Source organism: Flavobacterium sp. RSB2_4_14 (assembly GCF_051547085.1).
Taxonomy (GTDB): Bacteria; Bacteroidota; Bacteroidia; order Flavobacteriales; family Flavobacteriaceae; genus Flavobacterium.
In genome coordinates, this window is sequence record NZ_JBPTTL010000008.1 from 33523 (window position 1) to 51813 (window position 18291).

Below are 18291 nucleotides of genomic sequence, written 5' to 3' on the forward strand. Positions count from 1 at the left end.
AAAAGTCCAATGAAGCACATACTAATAGTGGAAGATGAGGAAGGAATTGTTCAATTCTTAAAACAAGGATTGGAAGAAGAAGGCTATCGCATCTCGGCTGCAAACGATGGAAATGAAGGATTGAAACTTTTTCAAAATGACAAGTTTGATTTGTTATTATTGGATTGGATGTTGCCCAAGATGACAGGTTTGGAACTATGTAAAACCATCAGACAAGAAAACAGCAAAGTGCCTATTATCTTTCTAACCGCCAAAGACACCGTTCAAGAAACAGTAGATGGATTAAAAAGCGGTGCCAACGATTACATCAAAAAACCGTTTAGTTTTGATGAATTAGTAGAACGCATAAAAGTACAACTCAGAAGCAAAGATTCAGAGGAACTTTTAACACTTGGTCCTATAGAAATCAACCTCCAAAAACACCAGGTAACCGTTGATAAAAAAGAAGTTACTCTGACACAAAAAGAGTTTGATTTGTTACATTATTTAGTAAAAAACAAAGGAATAGTGTGTTCTAGAACTCAAATTATTCAGGATGTATGGAATATTCATTTTGATTATGATACCGGTGTCATTGATGTGTTTATGAATGCCCTTCGAAAAAAATTAAATCTAAAAGTAGATGAAGATTATATCAAAACCATTCGTGGTGTTGGGTATATAGCCAATGATTAAAAACAATGCAAAGACTTTCCTTTAAAAACAGAATTGCTTCCAATTATTTAATATCCACTGCATTATTAATTTTTGTAGTGTTTTTTGTTATCTATGCAATTGTACGTTACAGTGTGTATGTAAAAGTAAATAACGATATTCAAACTGAAGTCGCTAAGCATTTAAAAGAAATTGAAGTCAAAGAAAACTGCGTGCTACTTGTTCGTGAAGAACAATGGAAGTCACTACAATTTAATAAAGTGGATGTCAGTCCGGCATTTATTCAATTTGTAGATGAATTAGGCGCATTGGTAGAAAAATCACCCAACCTTAAACAGAAAAAGTTAAGCTACTATCCAGATATTGCAAACAACACCTTGTTTGATGGAAAAATGGATAATATTTCAGTACGACAAATACAAGTGCCATTATATCAGGGAACAAAAATTATAGGTTTTTTAATTGTTGCCGTTTCATTAGAAGATACAGCGTTGGTTTTGAATAACCTTTTTACTGTAATTGTTGTGGCTTATCCATTAATACTTATAGTGCTTTTTCTCTTTGCAAGATTTATTGCTGGAAGAAGTATAAAACCCATAAGTTCCATAATAGAAACTTCCAATATTATTACAAAAGACAATTTAACGTCCAGAATTCCTTTGCCACAAAACAGAGATGAATTGTTTACCTTATCCAAAACCATTAATAATTTATTGGATAGGGTAGAAAATGCCATTGAGCGAGAAAAACAATTTACTTCCGATGCTTCCCACGAACTTAGAACACCGTTAGCCGTTATTAAAGGTACATTAGAAGTGTTGGTACGTAAACCTCGTAATCCTGAGGAATATAAAGAAAAAATAGACTTTTGTATCAGTGAGGTAAATCGATTAAATCACTTGGTTGATGAATTACTTTTGTTAGCACGATTTGAGCACCAAAAGCAAACGATAAAAGTTGAAAATGTTTCACTTAATGCGCTATTTTTAGATGTTATATCTAGAAATTCAACCATTATTAGTGAGAAAAAAATTAACTGTTTGGTTCATTTTACTAGTGATTTTTATATTCAGACGGATTCTTATTTGTTATCCATTGTAGTCAATAATATTTTGACCAATGCCATTAAATATTCAAAAGCAAATGGAACTATAAATTTTGAAATAGCCGAGACACACGATACATTAGTTTGCGCCATTACCGATGCTGGAATTGGAATAGCAAAAGAAGATTTACAAAAAATATTTGATCAATTTTATCGCTCGCAATCAAATTTGCATCCCGAAATAAAAGGAACTGGTTTGGGACTATCTATAGTTAAAAGATTGTGTCATTTGCTTCAAATTGATTTACAAATTGAAAGTGAAGAAGGCAAAGGAACCAAAGTAATCCTGGGCTTTAAAAAATAATGACAATTATCATGTTGTTTTCAATATATCAGGGTTAACTTTGAAATAAATAATTATTTAACTAAAAAATATAAAAATGAACGACGCACACCTGCATTTAGTAGTCAACCACTTTCCCATCATTGGAACTATTTTAGGTTTTGGGGTTTTATTAGCTGGAATTGTTTTAAAGAACAATACAGTAAAAAATGTTTCCTATCTTTTGTTTGTTGTTGCAGCTATCTTCGCAGCTTTCAGTATGGGAACAGGTGAAGGTGCTGAAGAAATGGTAGAAGATATGCCAAACATCGGGAAGAAAATAATTCACGAACACGAAGAAATCGCCGAGAAACTAGCTATTGTTTTATATGTACTTGGCGTAATTTCATTACTTGGATTATATACCAATATTAAAAATCATACCAAAGCAAAATTGATTTCTTATGTATTGCTTGTCATTGCAGCCATTGGTATTTTTCTAGCGCAAAAAGCTGGAACTACTGGAGGTGAAATTCGTCATACAGAAATAAGAGCAAATGCAACAGATACAATGAATAGCGTACCTACAGAAGAACTGGAAGAAGAAGAGTAAATCAACATATGAAAAATGATTTAACCCAAAGTTGTGACGCTTCTGTAGAACAATTTTGGGTTTTTTAATACCTGTATATTTCTATTATGAAATCGCGATTAAATACTGTTAACTCAAATAAGCAACAATAAACAAATGGACTATTAGATAGTAATAAATTTATAAATATGAAATCGCCATTAACAACAAGTTTGCGCAAGCAAACACCGATAAATAAAAAGCGATACCATATATGACCGCTAACAAATCAAATTTTACATATATGAAAAAGGGAATAATTTTAAAGGATATAATTCCTTTTATAATTTGGTTTTCTTCAATGATACTTGGAGCAATACTTATTGATGTTATTCTTCATTACTATGATATTGTTTTTGTTGGACGCTATTTGGGTTATTTAGGAACTGCAACCATTCTAACTTCCTTATTGTACTCTTTAGATAAAAGAAATATTATAAAGATTAGTAGTCCTAAAATTCTTTTGGATTATCATGAATATCTAGCATTATCGGGTTCTATAATGATACTAGTTCATGCAGGAATACACATTCATGCTGTTTTACCTTGGCTAGCTGTTTTGATGTTACTAATAACTGTAATTAGTGGATTAACTGGAAAACATGTATTAGCAAAGGCAAATCAAACTATCAGAGAACAAAAAAAAGAAATGAAATCATTAGGAGAAACAGAAGAGGAAATAAAGAGTGATTTACATTTAGATGCTATAATCATGGACAGCATGAAAAATTGGAGAAAAGTGCATGTGCCAATTACTTACTTCTTAGCTTTATTATCAATTATACATATCATTTCTGCAATACTTTTTTACTGATGAAACGAACCTATATTTTTTTGTTGTTATCAATCATAATCATTGGAGTAGTTGTAGCTTATCCACACATAATGATTTCGCCCGGAAACTTGTATGAAGCACATTCAGATATTAAAAACGATTGTTTTGCATGCCATACAATGGGTTCAGGAACGCCAAATGAAAAATGTATTTCCTGTCATAAAATTTCAGAAATAATTAAAAACAATTCAATTCTAAAGTTTCATGAAACCATTAGAAGTCAAAGCTGTACTTCTTGCCATTCTGATCATAAAGGCATGCATGCAAAATTGGTTTTTACTAGATTCAATCATGATCTTATTGATGCAAAATCAAGAAACAATTGTGTGTCGTGTCATCAATCACCAAATGATAATCTGCACAGCATTTCATCCACCAATTGTCTTTCATGTCATAGTTTGGACAATTGGAAAAACTCAACATTCAATCACGACAAATATTTTGTGTTAGATAAAAACCACAATGTTAGTTGTATCACTTGTCATAAAAATAATGATTATAAAACCTATACATGCTTTGGTTGTCACGAACATTCTATTAACAAGATAAGAGAGGAACATGAAGAAAAAGGAATAACCAATTTTACTGATTGTATTAAATGTCATAAAAGTGCCAATGAAAACGATAGTAAAATCAATAAAAGTGATGTAAAAAAATATTTCAATAAAGAATTTCAAAATAGTAAAGAACACGATGAAGATTGAGTAATATTTATTGCGTAGTCATAAACCTAACAGCCAAATCTGTTAGGTTTTTTAATTTTATTGCGATATAAATTATAATTTTTCAAAAAAAGTTAGCCATTACCAATTATCTGCTAATTTTTGAGAATTACTTTGTTAGCAACCGTAAATAAATTACATTTACCTTCTATGTAAAAATGATTAAAAAGCATGCGCAGAGCAGAAGATAACGTAGCAGAAGATTTAGAAATAAAGAATATAATTGAGCCACAACTCAATATTATTTTAACCACTGACGAGGATGATGAGCGACCAGTATACATTTCGGGAAACTTTAATAATTGGGTAACACAAGACAAAAAATTTGAAATGGAACGAGTAGGACAAGGCTTGTACCATTTCAAGTTTGACCATGATTTCATTTATCCTGAGGAACTGTTATACAAATTTACACGTGGTGATTGGAGTGAAGTAGAGATTGATAAATTTGGCAATCGAACCGAAAATAGGTCTTGTAAACAGCATAAAGGAGTTCGTAAAGAACACGTTGCTAAATGGCGTCATAATTGGTTGCCGTTCAAATCAAAGTTTTTACCACAAGTACATTTAATTTCAGAGGAATTTGAAATCCCACAACTCAACAAAACACGCAGAGTTTGGGCATTATTGCCACATGACTATGACACATCAACGGAACATTATCCTGTTTTATACCTTCAAGATGCACAGAATTTATTTAATGAAAAAGCCAAGTATGGCAATTGGGAAATAGATAAAAAACTAGCCGTAATGGCCGAATATAAAATTGGAAACATTATTGTAATTGCGGTAGAACATGCCGAAAAAGAAAGGATTAAAGAATACAATGTAGGCAATACGGTATTGGGTAACGGACAAGGAAAAAAATACATCCGTTTTTTAACAGAAACGTTAAAACCATTTGTTGATAACAAATTTAGAACAAAACCCGATAGAGAACATACTGGAGTTGGTGGCAGTTCTATGGGTGGATTAGTAAGTATCTTTTCAGGGATTATGTATCCAGAAGTCTTTGGAAAACTGATGATTTTCTCTCCTTCATTATGGGTTGTTCCAAAAATTAAGTTATCCTTTTTAGATATGGATGAACCACAAGATACTCGAATTTATCTTTATGCTGGCGGAGATGAAAGTGCTACGATGATTGATCATGCTAAGAATTTCAAAAAACGTTTGTTGAAAAAAGAAGGTTATGCAGATAAAATGAAAGTTCATTTAAATATCAATATGGAAGGAAAACACAACGAACGCTATTGGAGTGATGAATTTCCAAAAGCAATTGAATGGCTTTACTTCAGTAACAAAAATGACTAATACACTGAAAAAAATAAGTTTCACTACTACCCAAAAAGCACCACTACAACATGATTAAAAGTAAGCAAATACAAAATCTAGACGATTACACAGGAACCATTTTAATTCCCGTTTTTGAAACCTATGAAAAGAGCATTATTCCAATAGAATATCATCTGGCATCGGTTTCCTCTAAAGTATTTTATGGCAAAAAAGATACGCACTACATTATAGAAAAATTTGATTGTACTCATGTGTTTATAGGTTTGGGAAAGGAAACGGACTATAAATCAATCAAAACTATTTTTAGAAGAATTGCTGCAAAACAATCCGCTATTTTCAGTCAAAAAGTTACGCTAGTAGTAAACGAAAAATTTGATGGGAATCATGTAGAAGCTGCTGTGGCTGGATTAGTACTAGGAACATACAACCTTGGTCATTATAAGAAAACAGAGAAGCATCCTTTTCTACATAAAGACTTTGTATTGCAATATATAGCACAAAAAGACTTTAAAGACGCTATAGAAAAAGGAATGAAGATTGCCAATGCGCAATTAGAAACTTTTAATTTAGTTGATTTGCCACCCAATAAAGTCAACCCAAAATATTTAGCCCATTGGGCAACCGAAGCAGGAAAAAAATATGGTTTTGAGGTTACCGTTTTTGGAAAAGACAAATCAACCGAAGTAGGATTGCATTCGTTTCTTTCTGTTGGAAAAGGAAGTGCCAATGAACCCCAATTCATTATCATGGAGTATCAACCAAAGAATGCCAAGAAGCATATTGGGTTAGTAGGTAAAGGCATCACGTTTGATACTGGCGGTTTAAATATCAAAACAGCTGGAATGGTCCAAATGAAATGTGACATGGCAGGTGCAGCGGCTGTTTTAGGTAGTATGCAACTCATCGCCGATTTGAAATTGCCTTATCGTGTAACGGCTATTGTTCCAGCATGTGAAAATTCAGTTGATGCTCACTCATTTATGCCTAGTGATGTCATTCAAAGTTATGCGGGTCATTCTATTGAAATTATTGATACGGATGCCGAAGGAAGATTGATTTTGGCAGATGGTTTGTCCTATTTAATCAAAAACTACAAACCAGAAACAGTGATTGATTTAGCCACCTTGACCGGAAGTGCTGTGGGTACTTTCGGCTATGAATGTGCGGCTTTATTTTCCAATAATGATGAGTTATGCAAAGCATTGCAAAAATCTGGAGATGAAATTGGTGAAAGACTTTGGCAATTGCCGTTGTGGGATGCTTACAAATCCGATATTGAAAGTGAAATTGCCGATGTTAAAAATTACTCCGGAAAACCTGTAGCTGGAGCTATTTCGGCAGCAAAGTTTTTAGAGTTTTTTACTGATGAACATAAATCTTGGGCACATCTTGACATTGCAGGAGTTGCATTTGGCGATGATGAATTTGCTAAAACTAAACACGCTACAGGATATGGCGTACACTTAATTACAAAATTTATTGAAAATCTATAACTTATGGAAAATCCAATCAAAAATTTCATTTGTATTTCAAATTACTTTAAAGGAAATGATTTTTTAATCAATTTAAAAAAGCAAGGCAATCGTGTTTATCTCGTCACTTCCGAAAAACTCCGAGATAAACCTTGGGCGTTTGACTATATTGACGAAATCTATTTTATGACTGGTCAGGATGTTGATTGGAATTTACAAGATTTGTTAGCAGGTGTTGCGGGTTTGATGCGCAACAGAAAAATTGATGCTATTGTGGCGTTAGATGATTTTGATGTAGAAAAAGCTGCCTATTTGAGAGAAAATCTTAGAATGCCAGGAATGGGGCAAACTACAGGAAGGTATTTTCGGGATAAATTAGCCATGCGGATGAAAGCCAAAGACGCTGGCATTGCCATACCCGCTTTTAGTCCGTTATTTAATGATGATGAAATTAATGAGTTTGCCGATACTGTTTCGCCACCATGGGTTTTGAAACCACGTTCCGAAGCTTCAGCTTCTGGAATAATGAAAGTGCATTCTAAAGATGAATTATGGCAGAAAATCCATGAATTGGGTGATGAAAATAGGATAAAATACTTAGTAGAGCAATTCAAACCTGGAGCAGTATTTCATTGTGATGGATTGAACTGGCTAGGCAAAACACTGTTTTCGATAACATCTCAATATTTAGCAACTCCAATGGAAATTTCACAAGGTGGTGGAATTTTTAGAAGTGCCAATATTCCATACAATTCAGCGGATGACAAAGCCATTAAAAAAATGAATGAGCAAGTTATGAAAGCTTTTGGAATGCAACACGGCGCCAATCATACCGAGTTTATAAAGTGTGATGATGATGGGAAAATTTACTTTCTCGAAACCGCTTCTAGAGTTGGTGGAGCGCATTTAGCTGAAATGGTTGAAGCAGCATCGGGTGTAAATCTTTGGGGCGAATGGGCCAAAATTGAAGATTGTTTAGTAAAAGAAAAAGAATATAAATTACCCACTATTAAAAAGGAATTCGCTGGTATTGTTTTAACACTTTCCAAATTTGAACATCCAGATTTATCCAGTTTTAGTGATCCTGAAGTTTGTTTTAAAGTTCCTTTAGAATACCACGCGGGCTTGATTGTAAAAAGTGATAATCATGCTAGAGTTCGTGAACTATTGGACAATTATGCCGAACGATTGATTAAAGATTTTGCTACTGTGGCACAACAGCAAGCTGTAAAGAAGTTGCATTAGAAAATATATTCTATCTATTCTTCAAGGTGTTGAAAACCTTGCAGGTTTCAAACAATGAAAAAATACAACAAAACCAACTTTCATTCTCACACATTTTGCATTTGGAAGGAAGTGCCCTTTTCAGTTATTCAGGATTTAAAAATTAATTACACTAGTCAATCTGGTAGTCAGTATATTTTTACTGAAGAAGGTTTGTATCGAATTTCAAATCATTGGGGAAGAGTTGCTAATTGTCATTGGCGTTTGATTCCTCTGACAGAGTTTAAAAACCAAAATAGTACGGTCGCTTTTACTAAATGGATTGATTTTTATTCAAATGATGATACTTCGAAATTGTTTTTCATCAAAGTAGATACTGTTACTCAAGAAGTGAATTTCTTTCACAAACAATCTTTAGAAAATAATGAAAAAGTACTATTGCGAAATGCAAAAGAAACTGCTAAAATCATTCGAACTATTAAAGATGTATTGACCCAAGAAGATTGGGCAAAGTATTTACAATATGATGATATAGAAGCTTTGAGAAGCGAAGTAGTTAACGAATTAACAAACACCAATAAAAGCTTTTTGGAAATTAAGAAAAAGTATTTGTTTTAGTCTTTCTCAAACAATCCAACCGTTCCGCCAACCCAATCTTTGTCTTTATTGAATTTTACACCTATCATTTCGCCACGACTTAAACGAACAAGATTTGTAACTAGAGTAGGTGAAGGGTCATTTTTTTTCCAAACGGCAAGTAAGCGAACTTCGGCTTTTACTAATCCATCTGTACTTTGAATGATGGGTTTGTAATGCACTTTTTTCTGAAGAATGTATAAATCTTTTTCTTTAACGGCTTCAATATCGCCAGGTTTTACATGAAAAATTACACCGCTACCTGAGAAAGAAAATAATGGTTTTAAAACGTAGTTTTCCAAATCTTGCGGAACTTCCTTTAAATCTGAAAGTAAAGTAGTTTCGATGAAATATTTTCCTTTTAAGTAAGGTAAAATAAATTTACTTATTCTAAAAAACCAGTTAGGATGACCAGCCCATTCTACATCAACTTCAGCAGAAAAATCAAAATTTAATTTTAAATCTGTTCGTAAATCTAATTCATCAAAAATTACCCGATTGTAAATACGTTTAACTTGAATTTCAACACCTTTATCATTTTTATAAAATAGTTGTTTTCCTTTTTGATATAAATCGGTTACGCAAACAATAGGAATTCCCAAATCTCTATGGCAGTACAGAAAATCAATTTGTGTATTTTGTTTTTCGGGTTCAATTTCTAGCAAAATAACTTGATCTTTTGGAAAATCATTACAAATTACTTCTTCAATGAGTTTCAAATAACTTTCTTGATTTAAACCATTCAAGAAAGGAGTAAGCTCAGAAAGAAAAGGGTAGTGGTTGACAAATTTTTTGGACAAATGGTTTTGAAAATTAAACAACGATGGAAATCCTTGTACTTCAATTAGCTTTGGAACTATTTCACCATTTTCTTCACAAATTCCAAAATCAATCGCTAAAAAAGTGGTGTGATTGTCTTCGTTTGGTACTTTTCTATTCAATTCCAATGCTCTATCGGTAAGGGATTTGAAATCGTCATTCTTAATAAAATCTATCACTTGCTGACAACCTTCAAGTAATTGCGCTTTTAATTCATTGGTAATAAAAAAAGGCGTTTCTCCAATTCTGAAGGTTACTTTATAATCAAAATCAGCTGTGATATCATCAATAAACACATTGTATTTGTCTACTGAAAAATTAGAATTGAATAGTTGTCTGTATTTGGAATTCATATTAGAAGTATTAAGATGAAAGTATTAAGTATTAAGACTTAATTATTAAGACTTAAGTATTAAGATTGGTTAATTATAAGTAATAAGATAAAAATGACTGTATGGGTCAAATGTCTTGATACTTAATACTTAGTACTTAATACTAATTAGACAATGTTTTCTTATGCTTCATCAAATCATTGATGGCAATACGAAGAAAATTAGGGATAATGGTTTCGTTGGTTTTATAAATTTTGTCTTCGTCTAGTAAATCCTCGAGCATGTCACGGAATTTCTGCTTTCCTTTCATATCGATGATTTTCTCTCTCTTTTCAAAACTTTTTAAATTGGCAATAAAACTCAACGGATCGGCTTCGGGATGAAATTGAGTTCCAACAAAATAGTCAGAAAAGCGAACAGCCATGATGGCTCGTTCATATTGCACATGGTCCCGAATTTTTTCGAGTGAAATGATTTGCGCACCTTTCTTTTTAAACATACTCAACTTCGGTTGAACGACTTGATAATCGCGCGAGTCGATAGCATAAAACGGATCTTGCAACCCTTCAAATAATGGATCGTTTTGCCCTAATTCAGTTTTATGTACTTTCATGACACCAAACGAAGTATCTTTTCTTTTAGTCACTTCTGCTAAACCAAAATGTTTGCATGCCATTTGAAAAGAATGACAAATAAACAAAACGTGTTTTTTTACTTTTTGTTCTTTATTCCATTCCGAAAGTTGATCTATGAAATCATAGTATTTCAAATCCCAATTTCCATCTCCTTCCAATGGATTTCCTGGTCCACCAGTAGAGATATAAATATCGAATTTTTTGATGTCTGGAAATTCACATTTTCCACGAATATCGAATAGTTGAAAAGTGACAATTTGGTTAAATCGATTAATAATATCAATGATACAACGCATACCTTGGTTAGGTTCACCGTCGTACATATCTAAAACTGCTATTCTAATTTGGTTACTCATTATTTTGTGATTTGGTACTGCAAATTTAAACAATTAATATGCTGTATGGTGGTTTTACTGTTCAGTTAATAACAATTAAATTAACAACTGAATCCTTAATTATAAACCACTTGTAAATTCGCTAGTAATCATATCGACTACTTTTGTTAAATCTTTTGTTTCTTCAAAAACACTCAATTGTTTATCCGCACCTGTTCCGTTTTTCAAAATAGTGTGTATATAATTGATTTCATCTTGACTGCCCAATTCATCAATCACATCATCTATAAACTCTAATAGTTCGTGAATAAGCATTTTTGTTTCGACTTCTTCTTTTAATCCAAAGTCAATCATGTTTCCATCAATTCCATAGCGAGCAGCACGGAATTTATTTTCTTTGATTAAAGCAATTCTGTAAATATTAAAACTCGTGTTGCTTAACATTAATTTATACAATTTAGCCACAACCGCTTGAATTATAGCTACAATACACATGGCTTCGTCAACGGTTAAACACATATCCGTTATTCTAAACTCAATGGTATCATAAAAAGGATGCAAACGTAAATCCCACCATATTTTTTTTGGGTTATCAATACAGCCTGTTTTAACCAAAGTGTCTAAATAGTTGTCGTATGCCTGAACACTATCAAAATATTCAGGTAATCCTGTACGAGGAAATTTGTCAAAAACTTTAGTTCTGAATGATTTATAACCTGTATTTCTTCCTTCCCAAAAAGGAGAATTAGTGGATAGCGCAAAAATATGCGGCAAGAAATAACAAGCTTGGTTCATCAATTGCAGGCCTATTTCACGGTTTTCAATTCCCACATGACAGTGCATTCCAAAAATCAAATTGGAACGCGCTGCGTCTTGTAATTCGTTTACAATAGTATGATAACGCGGATCATCAGTGATAGGTTGATCTTGCCAACGTGAAAACGGATGAGTACCAGCACCACCAACTACAAGTCTTTGTTTTGCTGCTAGCTCAACGATTTTACTTCTAAGAAATTTAATTTCTTGTTTAGCTTCTTTTACATTTTTACAAATAGTAGTTCCGACTTCCACCACTGATTGATGCATTTCAGCTTTAACTTGTTCGTTTAATATCATTTTAGCACCATCAACAATTTTTGATAAATGAGATCTTAAATCCCTTGTATCTGGATCAATAATTTGATATTCTTCTTCAACACCTAGTGTAAATATTGGTAATTTCTTTGCCATCATTATATCTTTAAATTAGTTACAAGAACTAGTTATTTCTCTGATGCTGCATCTTTGATAAAAGTTCCCCAAGTTAAATTCATTTTACCTGATTTTTGTTTTTTTGCTGCTGCGATAGCCATTTTTGCTGCATGTTCTACAACCCATTCAAAATTTTCAGCACCTACAGATGTATATTCTGCATCTGGTGCAGGATTCCCAAAATCAATAGCATACGGAATACCATCTCGTACAGCAAATTCAACCGTATTGAAATCGTATCCTAATCCTTTACATAGTCTTAGCGTGTAATCTTTTATAGTTGCTAATAATTTTTTATCCACAGGTGGACCATCAATTACATAACGCAAATGATGTGGATTTCTTGGTTCGTATTGCATAATATGTACATCTTTTCTTCCAAGACAATACACTCTAAAATATTCAGTAAAAACAATTTCCTCTTGCAATAGCATTACTAATTGTCCTGTTTCTTGATGTTTTTGCCAAAACTCTTCTTTATTTTCTAATCGGTAAACGTTTTTCCAACCGCCACCAGCATAAGGTTTCATATAAGCTGGAAAACCGATGTAATCAAATATACCTTCCCAATCCATTGGGTATTTTAAATTTCTAAAGGATTTTGAAGTAGTATCAGTAGGATGTTCTGCAGATGGAAGAATAACTGTATTTGGTAGAGGAACTCCAAGTGTGTCAGCCAAAGCATTATTAAAGAACTTATCATCTGCGCTCCACCAAAATGGGTTATTAATAACATTTGTACCCGTTAATGCAGCATTTTTTAAATAGGCGCGGTAAAAGGGAACGTCTTGAGATATTCTATCAATAATAACAGCATATTCGCCACCTTTATTTTGAATTACTTTATCAATAGAAACGGCTTCAGCAATAATACCAGGTTCATTTTTTGAGTTTACTCTTTCGATAAACGCATAGGGAAAGGTATCTTCCATTCCGAATAAAATTCCAATCTTTTTCATATTTCTTGTATTAGTTATTTTTGGTAATAATTTTTGTTGTTGGTTTTAAAAAAACTTAATTCTAGATAAATAATGAGGAAACATTTCTTTCCAAACAGGCCAGTCGTGCTCTCTATCTTGTCTTATATCTAACCAATGAGGAATATCTCTTTGGGCTAGAATTTTGCTTAATTTTAAATTGGCATCGAGACAAATATCCCAATTAGAAGTTCCTAAAATAATATCCATATTCCAAAGTTCACCATCGTTTAACCCGTGAAGATAATCTTCAGGACTATTATAAAATACATTATCATCCCAATGTCCATCCATAAAACTCTTGATAGAAAAAGCGCCGCTCAACGAAAACATATGACTCACATAACCTGGATGTTTGAAAGCAAAATTGGCGGCATGATATCCCCCAAAACTACAACCTGCTACTGCAACTTTGCCTGAATAGGTATTGTTTTTGACACGCTCTACAATTTCATGACAAATCATTTTGTCATACCAAACATGATTTTGTATGCGATGAACAGGATGAATGTTTTTATTGTAAAAACTATCTTTATCAATACTATCTGGACAAAAGATTTGAATTAATCCCTGCTCAATATACCAACGTGCACTTTCTATCAATCCTTGGTCTTTATTTTCGTGATAACTTCCCATTGAAGTAGGGAAGAGGATAACAGGATAACCTGAATGTCCAAAAACAAGCATTTGTATTTCACGACTCAAATTAGGTGAATACCACTTAAAATATTCTTCTCTCATAAATGTTAATAGTTTTAACAATTATAATAAAAAATATGTTGTGAAATAAATAAAAATTTGAAATCAATCAATATTTATGATATAATATTTAATGATAATTAGATTATGAAAATACTTTAAAAAAAAGTCGAAATAGCTCAAAGTATTTTAATTATTATCAACATAACATCGATTCTATTAAAACTAAATTGGGAGTAAATGAATACTAAAATTGATTCTTTCTGTTATAAATGAATTATAAATCTTTAATTAAGAATTTAATTCTATTAACTGGACTTGGCTTTTAAGTCTTTCAATTAGCATATTCATCATTCGTTTATTCAAATTTGAAGAATTTAAAATATACTCAGCATATTCATCCAAAGTAAAAAAAGCAATGACCATACCTTTCAATGAATTTCTGAATTTAATATCTCTTTGGACAACATTTTCTATATAGTTAATTTTTCTCTCAGGAGTTAAACTAAAAAAAACATTTTTTTGTTTGATGGCGTAATTAATAAACACTTGAATAAATAAATCATTTTGTAATTTAAGGATAGGGCGTAATGTCTTATTTTGAAAAGACTCCTCCAATGAAGATTGGTTATTGATTGTACCAATAGTTTCTCCTCTAAGTTCTAATACAGTGTTGTCTCTAGCTTCCATAATTTTTCTTATAAAGCTATAAAAAAACCTCTGTTTAAAAACAGAGGTCATTTTATAGTTATCAATAATTAATTGTTAATTATTTTATCTTGAATACAACTTTACGAACTAAGCGTCTTGCATATTCTGAATTTTTATCTACTGAATTATCTACGCCATTTCCAACGATATTCAACCTAGAAGCATCAATTCCTGATTTAATTAAAATGTCTTTAATATTTTGAGCTCTATCTGATGATAGCTTATTATTGTAAGTTGAACTACCTAACTCGTCAGCATAACCAATGATATCAACAGATTTACTTGGATTATTTCTTAAATAATTCAAAACAAATCCTATATTATCTGCAGACTCATTAGTTGGTTGTCTTTTATTAGTGTCAAAATAAGCAGCAATGTAACCATCATTTATCAACTGCTCTAACATGCCTTGATTAATAGCAGTCTTGTTATTATTGTTATTGGTTGTAATAGAATTATCTATGTATTTTTCTAAATCATCTGGAATTCCATTATTATTTTTGTCAACCATTCTACCTTTAGTATCTACAGCAACACCGGCAATTGAGTTATTTTCAACATCAAGATAATCAGGAACACCATCTTTGTCAGTGTCATCCATTTGGGTTTCAATTTCACCAATTCTATTGTTAAGCTCAGCTATTTCTTTAGAATTTTTATCTTGAATAATAGCCCAGTCACCATGAATTTTTTCATTACCAAAAGAATAAGAAAGACCAAAAGAAGTAGAAACCATTTGTCCAGCTAAATTGTTTGTTGGATCAGAATATGAACCGTCCCAGTTTAGGTGTTGTCTATAACTAGCAAGTAAGCTTAAATCAATAAAAGCTGCTAAAGCTTTAGTTATTCTGAATTCAGGCATAAAACCTAATATAAGTCCACCATTTGTTTCAGTCAAATCATAATTATGTCCCGGTGCTTCTGTTTTTGATGTCATTCGAGCTACTTGAATTCCTCCATGCATCAAAAATCCAAATCGACCAGCTGATTCTTGAATATCAAACAAACGAATTAAATTCACAACACCTTGTATGCTAGTTCTATACTGTAACATTCTGTAATCCAAACTAGCAGTTCCATCTTGATTTTCAAAATCTTCATAATTAAAATCCAATTTCAAACCAAATTTAGGACTTATCATATAACGTACCCCAATTCCAAAAGAATTAAGTTGAAGACCACCAAAAAACTTATCAGGATTACTTGAAAAATAACCATCAGCATAGGGTTTGATGCCTTTACCTTGTCCAACAGACGCTTCTATTGACCATCTATTAAAGCTATCTCCTAAGACTCCAGTGGTATCAACAGCTACTTGAGCATTTGTTGAAAAGGAAAACAATATTGCAAACAATACTAGTAGGCATTTTTTCATAATTATTCGTTTTTGTATATGTATAAAAATTAAAATAGTTACAAATATAAAGGTTTAGAATTAATAATCAACTTTTTTCCAAGTAAATGGATCTGTAAAAAATTTAGTTGTCAAATTAATCTCATTCAACAAAATCACTTTTCCCTGACGGCATTTCATAAATTTCTAATGAAAAATAGGATATTGATGCAAAAATATGATCAAATATATCGGCCATAATAAATTCATAATTTTCAAATCTCTTGTCATTTGAAAAAGTATATATTTCCAAAGGAATTCCATGTGGTGTTGGCTGCAACTGTCTGCAAAGAAGTAACATGTTCTTATTCAATCCTGGATATTGGCTTAAATACTGGGTGATGTATTTTCGGAATAATCCAAAATTTGTCATGTTTCTTCCGTTTATCAACAACGATTTATCTACTTGGTGTGACGTATTGAATTTTTCGATTTCAATTTGGCGCTTTTCAATATAAGCACTAACTAAATGAATTTTTTTTAGTTCGTTAAGTTCTTTATCTTCTAGAAAACGAATGCTATTTGCTTTAACTAAAATGTGTCTTTTAATTCGTCTTCCATCTGAATTCAACATTCCACGCCAATTTCTAAATGAATCAGAAATCATACTGTAAGTTGGAATTGTTGTAGTAGTATTGTCGAAATTCCTAACTTTAACAGTAGCTAAATTGATTTCAATTACATCACCATCAGCTCCGAATTTGTCAAATGTTATCCAATCACCAATACGAACCATATCATTTAACGAAACTTGTACACTAGCTACAAATCCTAAAATGGTATCTCTAAAAATTAAAATAATTATCGCAGATATGGCTCCGAAAGTACCTAACATTTTTCCGGTACTAATGTCAAATATTTTTGAAACTATAATCACAAAACCAAATACCCATAGCACAATCATAATTACCTGAATGTAACTATCTATTGGTTTATCACTGTATGAAGGATTTTGTTTTAAATAATCTCTGAGCGCATTAAATATGGTTTTAATTATCCACAAACTTAAAAGTACAATATAAATACCAACTAATTTTCCAAAAATGGACTCCCAGTAGACAAAGTTCTCTAAAATTATAGGAACCGATTTATATATAAAAAGTAATGGTATTAAATGAGCAATATATTTTGCTGTTTTATTAGAAACCAATAAATCATCAAATTTTGTTCTTGTTTTTCTGGCAATGATAATCATAGTTCTAACCAATACTAATCGGAAAACTAAAAAAATAGAATAAGCTAGAAATGAAAGTATTACAATATTGATGAATAAGCTTAAATAGGATGAAAATGTTTCACCAAAATCCCATTTCTTGAACAAATGATAACTCCATCCAAATATTTTTTCAATGTATTTATGCATTTCTTACATATTTTTTTTCCACATAAAAAGTAGCAAATGGCAAAAGTGAAGCCAGTTGAACTAAAAATAATTCTTTGAAATTCCAATTTTGATTGTTACGAATTATAAATGCCAACATAACATAACCGATAAACAATAATCCATGAGCCATTCCAATAGGAAACAATAAATTTTTATACAAATCAAAGTTAGTTGGCTTAACTACTAACATGTTGAAGAATAAAACCAAATATGAAATTCCTTCAGCAATGGCAATAAATTTAAAAAGTTTGATCATGATTTTATATTTGGTTTCAAAATTAAGTAATAACATCAACAAAGAAACTAAAAAGCAGTTACTTTTGTTAGTATAAAATTAATATGAGCAAAAGAGATTTAAAAAAATACCTAAACGAACTAAATAAAGAACAACTTGAAGAGCAAATTGTCGAGTTGTATCATAAATTTAGCGATGTAAAAGTATACTATGATTTTGTTTTCAACCCCAATGAAGATAGACTTGTAAGAGAAGCAAAATTTAAAATCTCCAATGAATATTTTCCTATTAGAGGGAAAAGACCAAAAATGCGACGTTCTGTTGCCCAAAAATTCATTAAGCATTTTATAACGCTAGGTGTTGACGCATTTATTATTGCGGATTTGATGCTATATACTATAGAAATTGCTCAAACATTTTCATCAGAAAAAACAATTAAACAAGAATTGTTTTTCAAGAGCATGTTGTCTTCTTTCCAACAAGCTGTAAGTTTTTTAATTGAAAAAGGTATTTTAAATGAGTTTAAAAATAGAGTAGAGGTAATAAAAGAAGAAGTTATTCAACAAAATTGGATTAATTCCTATGAATTCAATGCTATTGTAGAACGATTTGAGTATTAATTTTTTGTTATTAAAGCAATTAAATGATGAGTTAAGTATTTTTTAGATGTACTTTTGCAAAAT

19 protein-coding genes are annotated in these 18291 nt (G+C 31.6%); 10 read left to right on the forward strand and 9 right to left on the reverse strand.

From position 1 onward, the window contains the following. The first annotated feature begins 9 nt into the window (after positions 1 to 9). The 9 genes from ACSVH2_RS12475 (at position 10) to ACSVH2_RS12515 (ending at position 8819) form a co-directional block, all read left to right on the forward strand. Positions 10 to 675 carry a response regulator transcription factor gene (locus ACSVH2_RS12475; RefSeq protein ID WP_438093509.1) on the forward strand — a complete coding sequence of 222 codons (666 nt, stop codon included), beginning with the start codon at positions 10 to 12 and terminating at the stop codon, positions 673 to 675. A 5-nt stretch (positions 676 to 680) separates the two neighbouring features. After that, a complete protein-coding gene (locus tag ACSVH2_RS12480) occupies positions 681 to 2063 on the forward strand; it encodes a sensor histidine kinase (protein ID WP_438093510.1) in 1383 nt (460 codons plus the stop codon). 76 nt (positions 2064 to 2139) lie between these two features. Beyond that, positions 2140 to 2634 (forward strand): hypothetical protein, encoded by a 495-nt coding sequence (locus ACSVH2_RS12485; RefSeq protein WP_438093511.1) that lies wholly within the window; start codon positions 2140 to 2142, stop codon positions 2632 to 2634. Between the two features lie 262 nt (positions 2635 to 2896). Further along, entirely contained in the window at positions 2897 to 3466 is a 570-nt protein-coding gene (locus ACSVH2_RS12490) for a hypothetical protein (RefSeq protein WP_438093512.1), read from the forward strand. Further along, entirely contained in the window at positions 3466 to 4191 is a 726-nt protein-coding gene (locus tag ACSVH2_RS12495; RefSeq protein ID WP_438093513.1) for a cytochrome c3 family protein, read from the forward strand. The genes ACSVH2_RS12490 and ACSVH2_RS12495 overlap by 1 nt, the downstream gene beginning before the upstream one ends. A gap of 189 nt (positions 4192 to 4380) precedes the next feature. After that, entirely contained in the window at positions 4381 to 5523 is a 1143-nt protein-coding gene (locus ACSVH2_RS12500) for an alpha/beta hydrolase (RefSeq protein ID WP_438093514.1), read from the forward strand. 50 nt (positions 5524 to 5573) lie between these two features. Then, positions 5574 to 6998 carry a leucyl aminopeptidase family protein gene (locus ACSVH2_RS12505; RefSeq protein ID WP_438093515.1) on the forward strand — a complete coding sequence of 475 codons (1425 nt, stop codon included), beginning with the start codon at positions 5574 to 5576 and terminating at the stop codon, positions 6996 to 6998. 3 nt (positions 6999 to 7001) lie between these two features. Continuing rightward, positions 7002 to 8222 (forward strand): ATP-grasp domain-containing protein, encoded by a 1221-nt coding sequence (locus ACSVH2_RS12510; protein ID WP_438093516.1) that lies wholly within the window; start codon positions 7002 to 7004, stop codon positions 8220 to 8222. A 54-nt stretch (positions 8223 to 8276) separates the two neighbouring features. Then, positions 8277 to 8819 carry a hypothetical protein gene (locus tag ACSVH2_RS12515; RefSeq protein ID WP_438093517.1) on the forward strand — a complete coding sequence of 181 codons (543 nt, stop codon included), beginning with the start codon at positions 8277 to 8279 and terminating at the stop codon, positions 8817 to 8819. On the opposite strand, the gene ACSVH2_RS12520 is transcribed toward ACSVH2_RS12515, so the two are convergent. From ACSVH2_RS12520 to ACSVH2_RS12560, 9 genes are all read right to left on the reverse strand, one after another. Further along, positions 8816 to 10009, reverse strand: a complete 1194-nt coding sequence (locus ACSVH2_RS12520) for a hypothetical protein (protein ID WP_438093518.1) — start codon at positions 10007 to 10009, stop codon at positions 8816 to 8818. The two genes, ACSVH2_RS12515 and ACSVH2_RS12520, sit on opposite strands and share 4 nt — an antisense overlap. Positions 10010 to 10151: 142 nt before the next feature. Next, on the reverse strand, positions 10152 to 10979 hold the full coding sequence (locus tag ACSVH2_RS12525) for a type 1 glutamine amidotransferase (protein WP_438093519.1): 828 nt from the start codon (positions 10977 to 10979) through the stop codon (positions 10152 to 10154). Between the two features lie 99 nt (positions 10980 to 11078). After that, the gene (locus ACSVH2_RS12530) at positions 11079 to 12188 is read right to left on the reverse strand and encodes a carboxylate-amine ligase (RefSeq protein WP_438093520.1); all 1110 of its coding nucleotides are present in this window, start codon (positions 12186 to 12188) and stop codon (positions 11079 to 11081) included. Between the two features lie 32 nt (positions 12189 to 12220). Further along, on the reverse strand, positions 12221 to 13168 hold the full coding sequence (locus ACSVH2_RS12535) for an ATP-grasp domain-containing protein (protein WP_438093521.1): 948 nt from the start codon (positions 13166 to 13168) through the stop codon (positions 12221 to 12223). Positions 13169 to 13213: 45 nt separating this feature from the next. After that, positions 13214 to 13927 (reverse strand): esterase family protein, encoded by a 714-nt coding sequence (locus ACSVH2_RS12540; protein WP_438093522.1) that lies wholly within the window; start codon positions 13925 to 13927, stop codon positions 13214 to 13216. Between the two features lie 249 nt (positions 13928 to 14176). Beyond that, the gene (locus tag ACSVH2_RS12545) at positions 14177 to 14575 is read right to left on the reverse strand and encodes a glyoxalase (RefSeq protein WP_438093523.1); all 399 of its coding nucleotides are present in this window, start codon (positions 14573 to 14575) and stop codon (positions 14177 to 14179) included. Between the two features lie 79 nt (positions 14576 to 14654). Further along, positions 14655 to 15971 (reverse strand): OmpA family protein, encoded by a 1317-nt coding sequence (locus ACSVH2_RS12550; protein ID WP_438093524.1) that lies wholly within the window; start codon positions 15969 to 15971, stop codon positions 14655 to 14657. Positions 15972 to 16092: 121 nt separating this feature from the next. Further along, positions 16093 to 17352: a mechanosensitive ion channel family protein gene (locus tag ACSVH2_RS12555; RefSeq protein ID WP_438093525.1), complete on the reverse strand. Its 1260-nt coding sequence runs from the start codon at positions 17350 to 17352 to the stop codon at positions 16093 to 16095. Then, a complete protein-coding gene (locus ACSVH2_RS12560) occupies positions 17345 to 17629 on the reverse strand; it encodes a DUF3817 domain-containing protein (protein ID WP_438093526.1) in 285 nt (94 codons plus the stop codon). Before ACSVH2_RS12560 ends, ACSVH2_RS12555 begins: the two co-directional genes overlap by 8 nt. A gap of 83 nt (positions 17630 to 17712) precedes the next feature. Here ACSVH2_RS12560 and ACSVH2_RS12565 point away from each other — a divergent pair, with 83 nt between their 5' ends. Further along, entirely contained in the window at positions 17713 to 18228 is a 516-nt protein-coding gene (locus ACSVH2_RS12565) for a DUF6155 family protein (RefSeq protein WP_438093527.1), read from the forward strand. Positions 18229 to 18291: the final 63 nt, after the last annotated feature.

Coding starts and splice junctions, on each gene's coding strand:
- ACSVH2_RS12475 (WP_438093509.1), top strand. CDS start 10: ATGAAGCACATACTAATAGTGGAAGATGAGGAAGGAATTGTTCAATTC.
- ACSVH2_RS12480 (WP_438093510.1), top strand. CDS start 681: ATGCAAAGACTTTCCTTTAAAAACAGAATTGCTTCCAATTATTTAATA.
- ACSVH2_RS12485 (WP_438093511.1), top strand. CDS start 2,140: ATGAACGACGCACACCTGCATTTAGTAGTCAACCACTTTCCCATCATT.
- ACSVH2_RS12490 (WP_438093512.1), top strand. CDS start 2,897: ATGAAAAAGGGAATAATTTTAAAGGATATAATTCCTTTTATAATTTGG.
- ACSVH2_RS12495 (WP_438093513.1), top strand. CDS start 3,466: ATGAAACGAACCTATATTTTTTTGTTGTTATCAATCATAATCATTGGA.
- ACSVH2_RS12500 (WP_438093514.1), top strand. CDS start 4,381: ATGCGCAGAGCAGAAGATAACGTAGCAGAAGATTTAGAAATAAAGAAT.
- ACSVH2_RS12505 (WP_438093515.1), top strand. CDS start 5,574: ATGATTAAAAGTAAGCAAATACAAAATCTAGACGATTACACAGGAACC.
- ACSVH2_RS12510 (WP_438093516.1), top strand. CDS start 7,002: ATGGAAAATCCAATCAAAAATTTCATTTGTATTTCAAATTACTTTAAA.
- ACSVH2_RS12515 (WP_438093517.1), top strand. CDS start 8,277: ATGAAAAAATACAACAAAACCAACTTTCATTCTCACACATTTTGCATT.
- ACSVH2_RS12520 (WP_438093518.1), bottom strand. CDS start 10,009: ATGAATTCCAAATACAGACAACTATTCAATTCTAATTTTTCAGTAGAC.
- ACSVH2_RS12525 (WP_438093519.1), bottom strand. CDS start 10,979: ATGAGTAACCAAATTAGAATAGCAGTTTTAGATATGTACGACGGTGAA.
- ACSVH2_RS12530 (WP_438093520.1), bottom strand. CDS start 12,188: ATGGCAAAGAAATTACCAATATTTACACTAGGTGTTGAAGAAGAATAT.
- ACSVH2_RS12535 (WP_438093521.1), bottom strand. CDS start 13,168: ATGAAAAAGATTGGAATTTTATTCGGAATGGAAGATACCTTTCCCTAT.
- ACSVH2_RS12540 (WP_438093522.1), bottom strand. CDS start 13,927: ATGAGAGAAGAATATTTTAAGTGGTATTCACCTAATTTGAGTCGTGAA.
- ACSVH2_RS12545 (WP_438093523.1), bottom strand. CDS start 14,575: ATGGAAGCTAGAGACAACACTGTATTAGAACTTAGAGGAGAAACTATT.
- ACSVH2_RS12550 (WP_438093524.1), bottom strand. CDS start 15,971: ATGAAAAAATGCCTACTAGTATTGTTTGCAATATTGTTTTCCTTTTCA.
- ACSVH2_RS12555 (WP_438093525.1), bottom strand. CDS start 17,352: ATGCATAAATACATTGAAAAAATATTTGGATGGAGTTATCATTTGTTC.
- ACSVH2_RS12560 (WP_438093526.1), bottom strand. CDS start 17,629: ATGATCAAACTTTTTAAATTTATTGCCATTGCTGAAGGAATTTCATAT.
- ACSVH2_RS12565 (WP_438093527.1), top strand. CDS start 17,713: ATGAGCAAAAGAGATTTAAAAAAATACCTAAACGAACTAAATAAAGAA.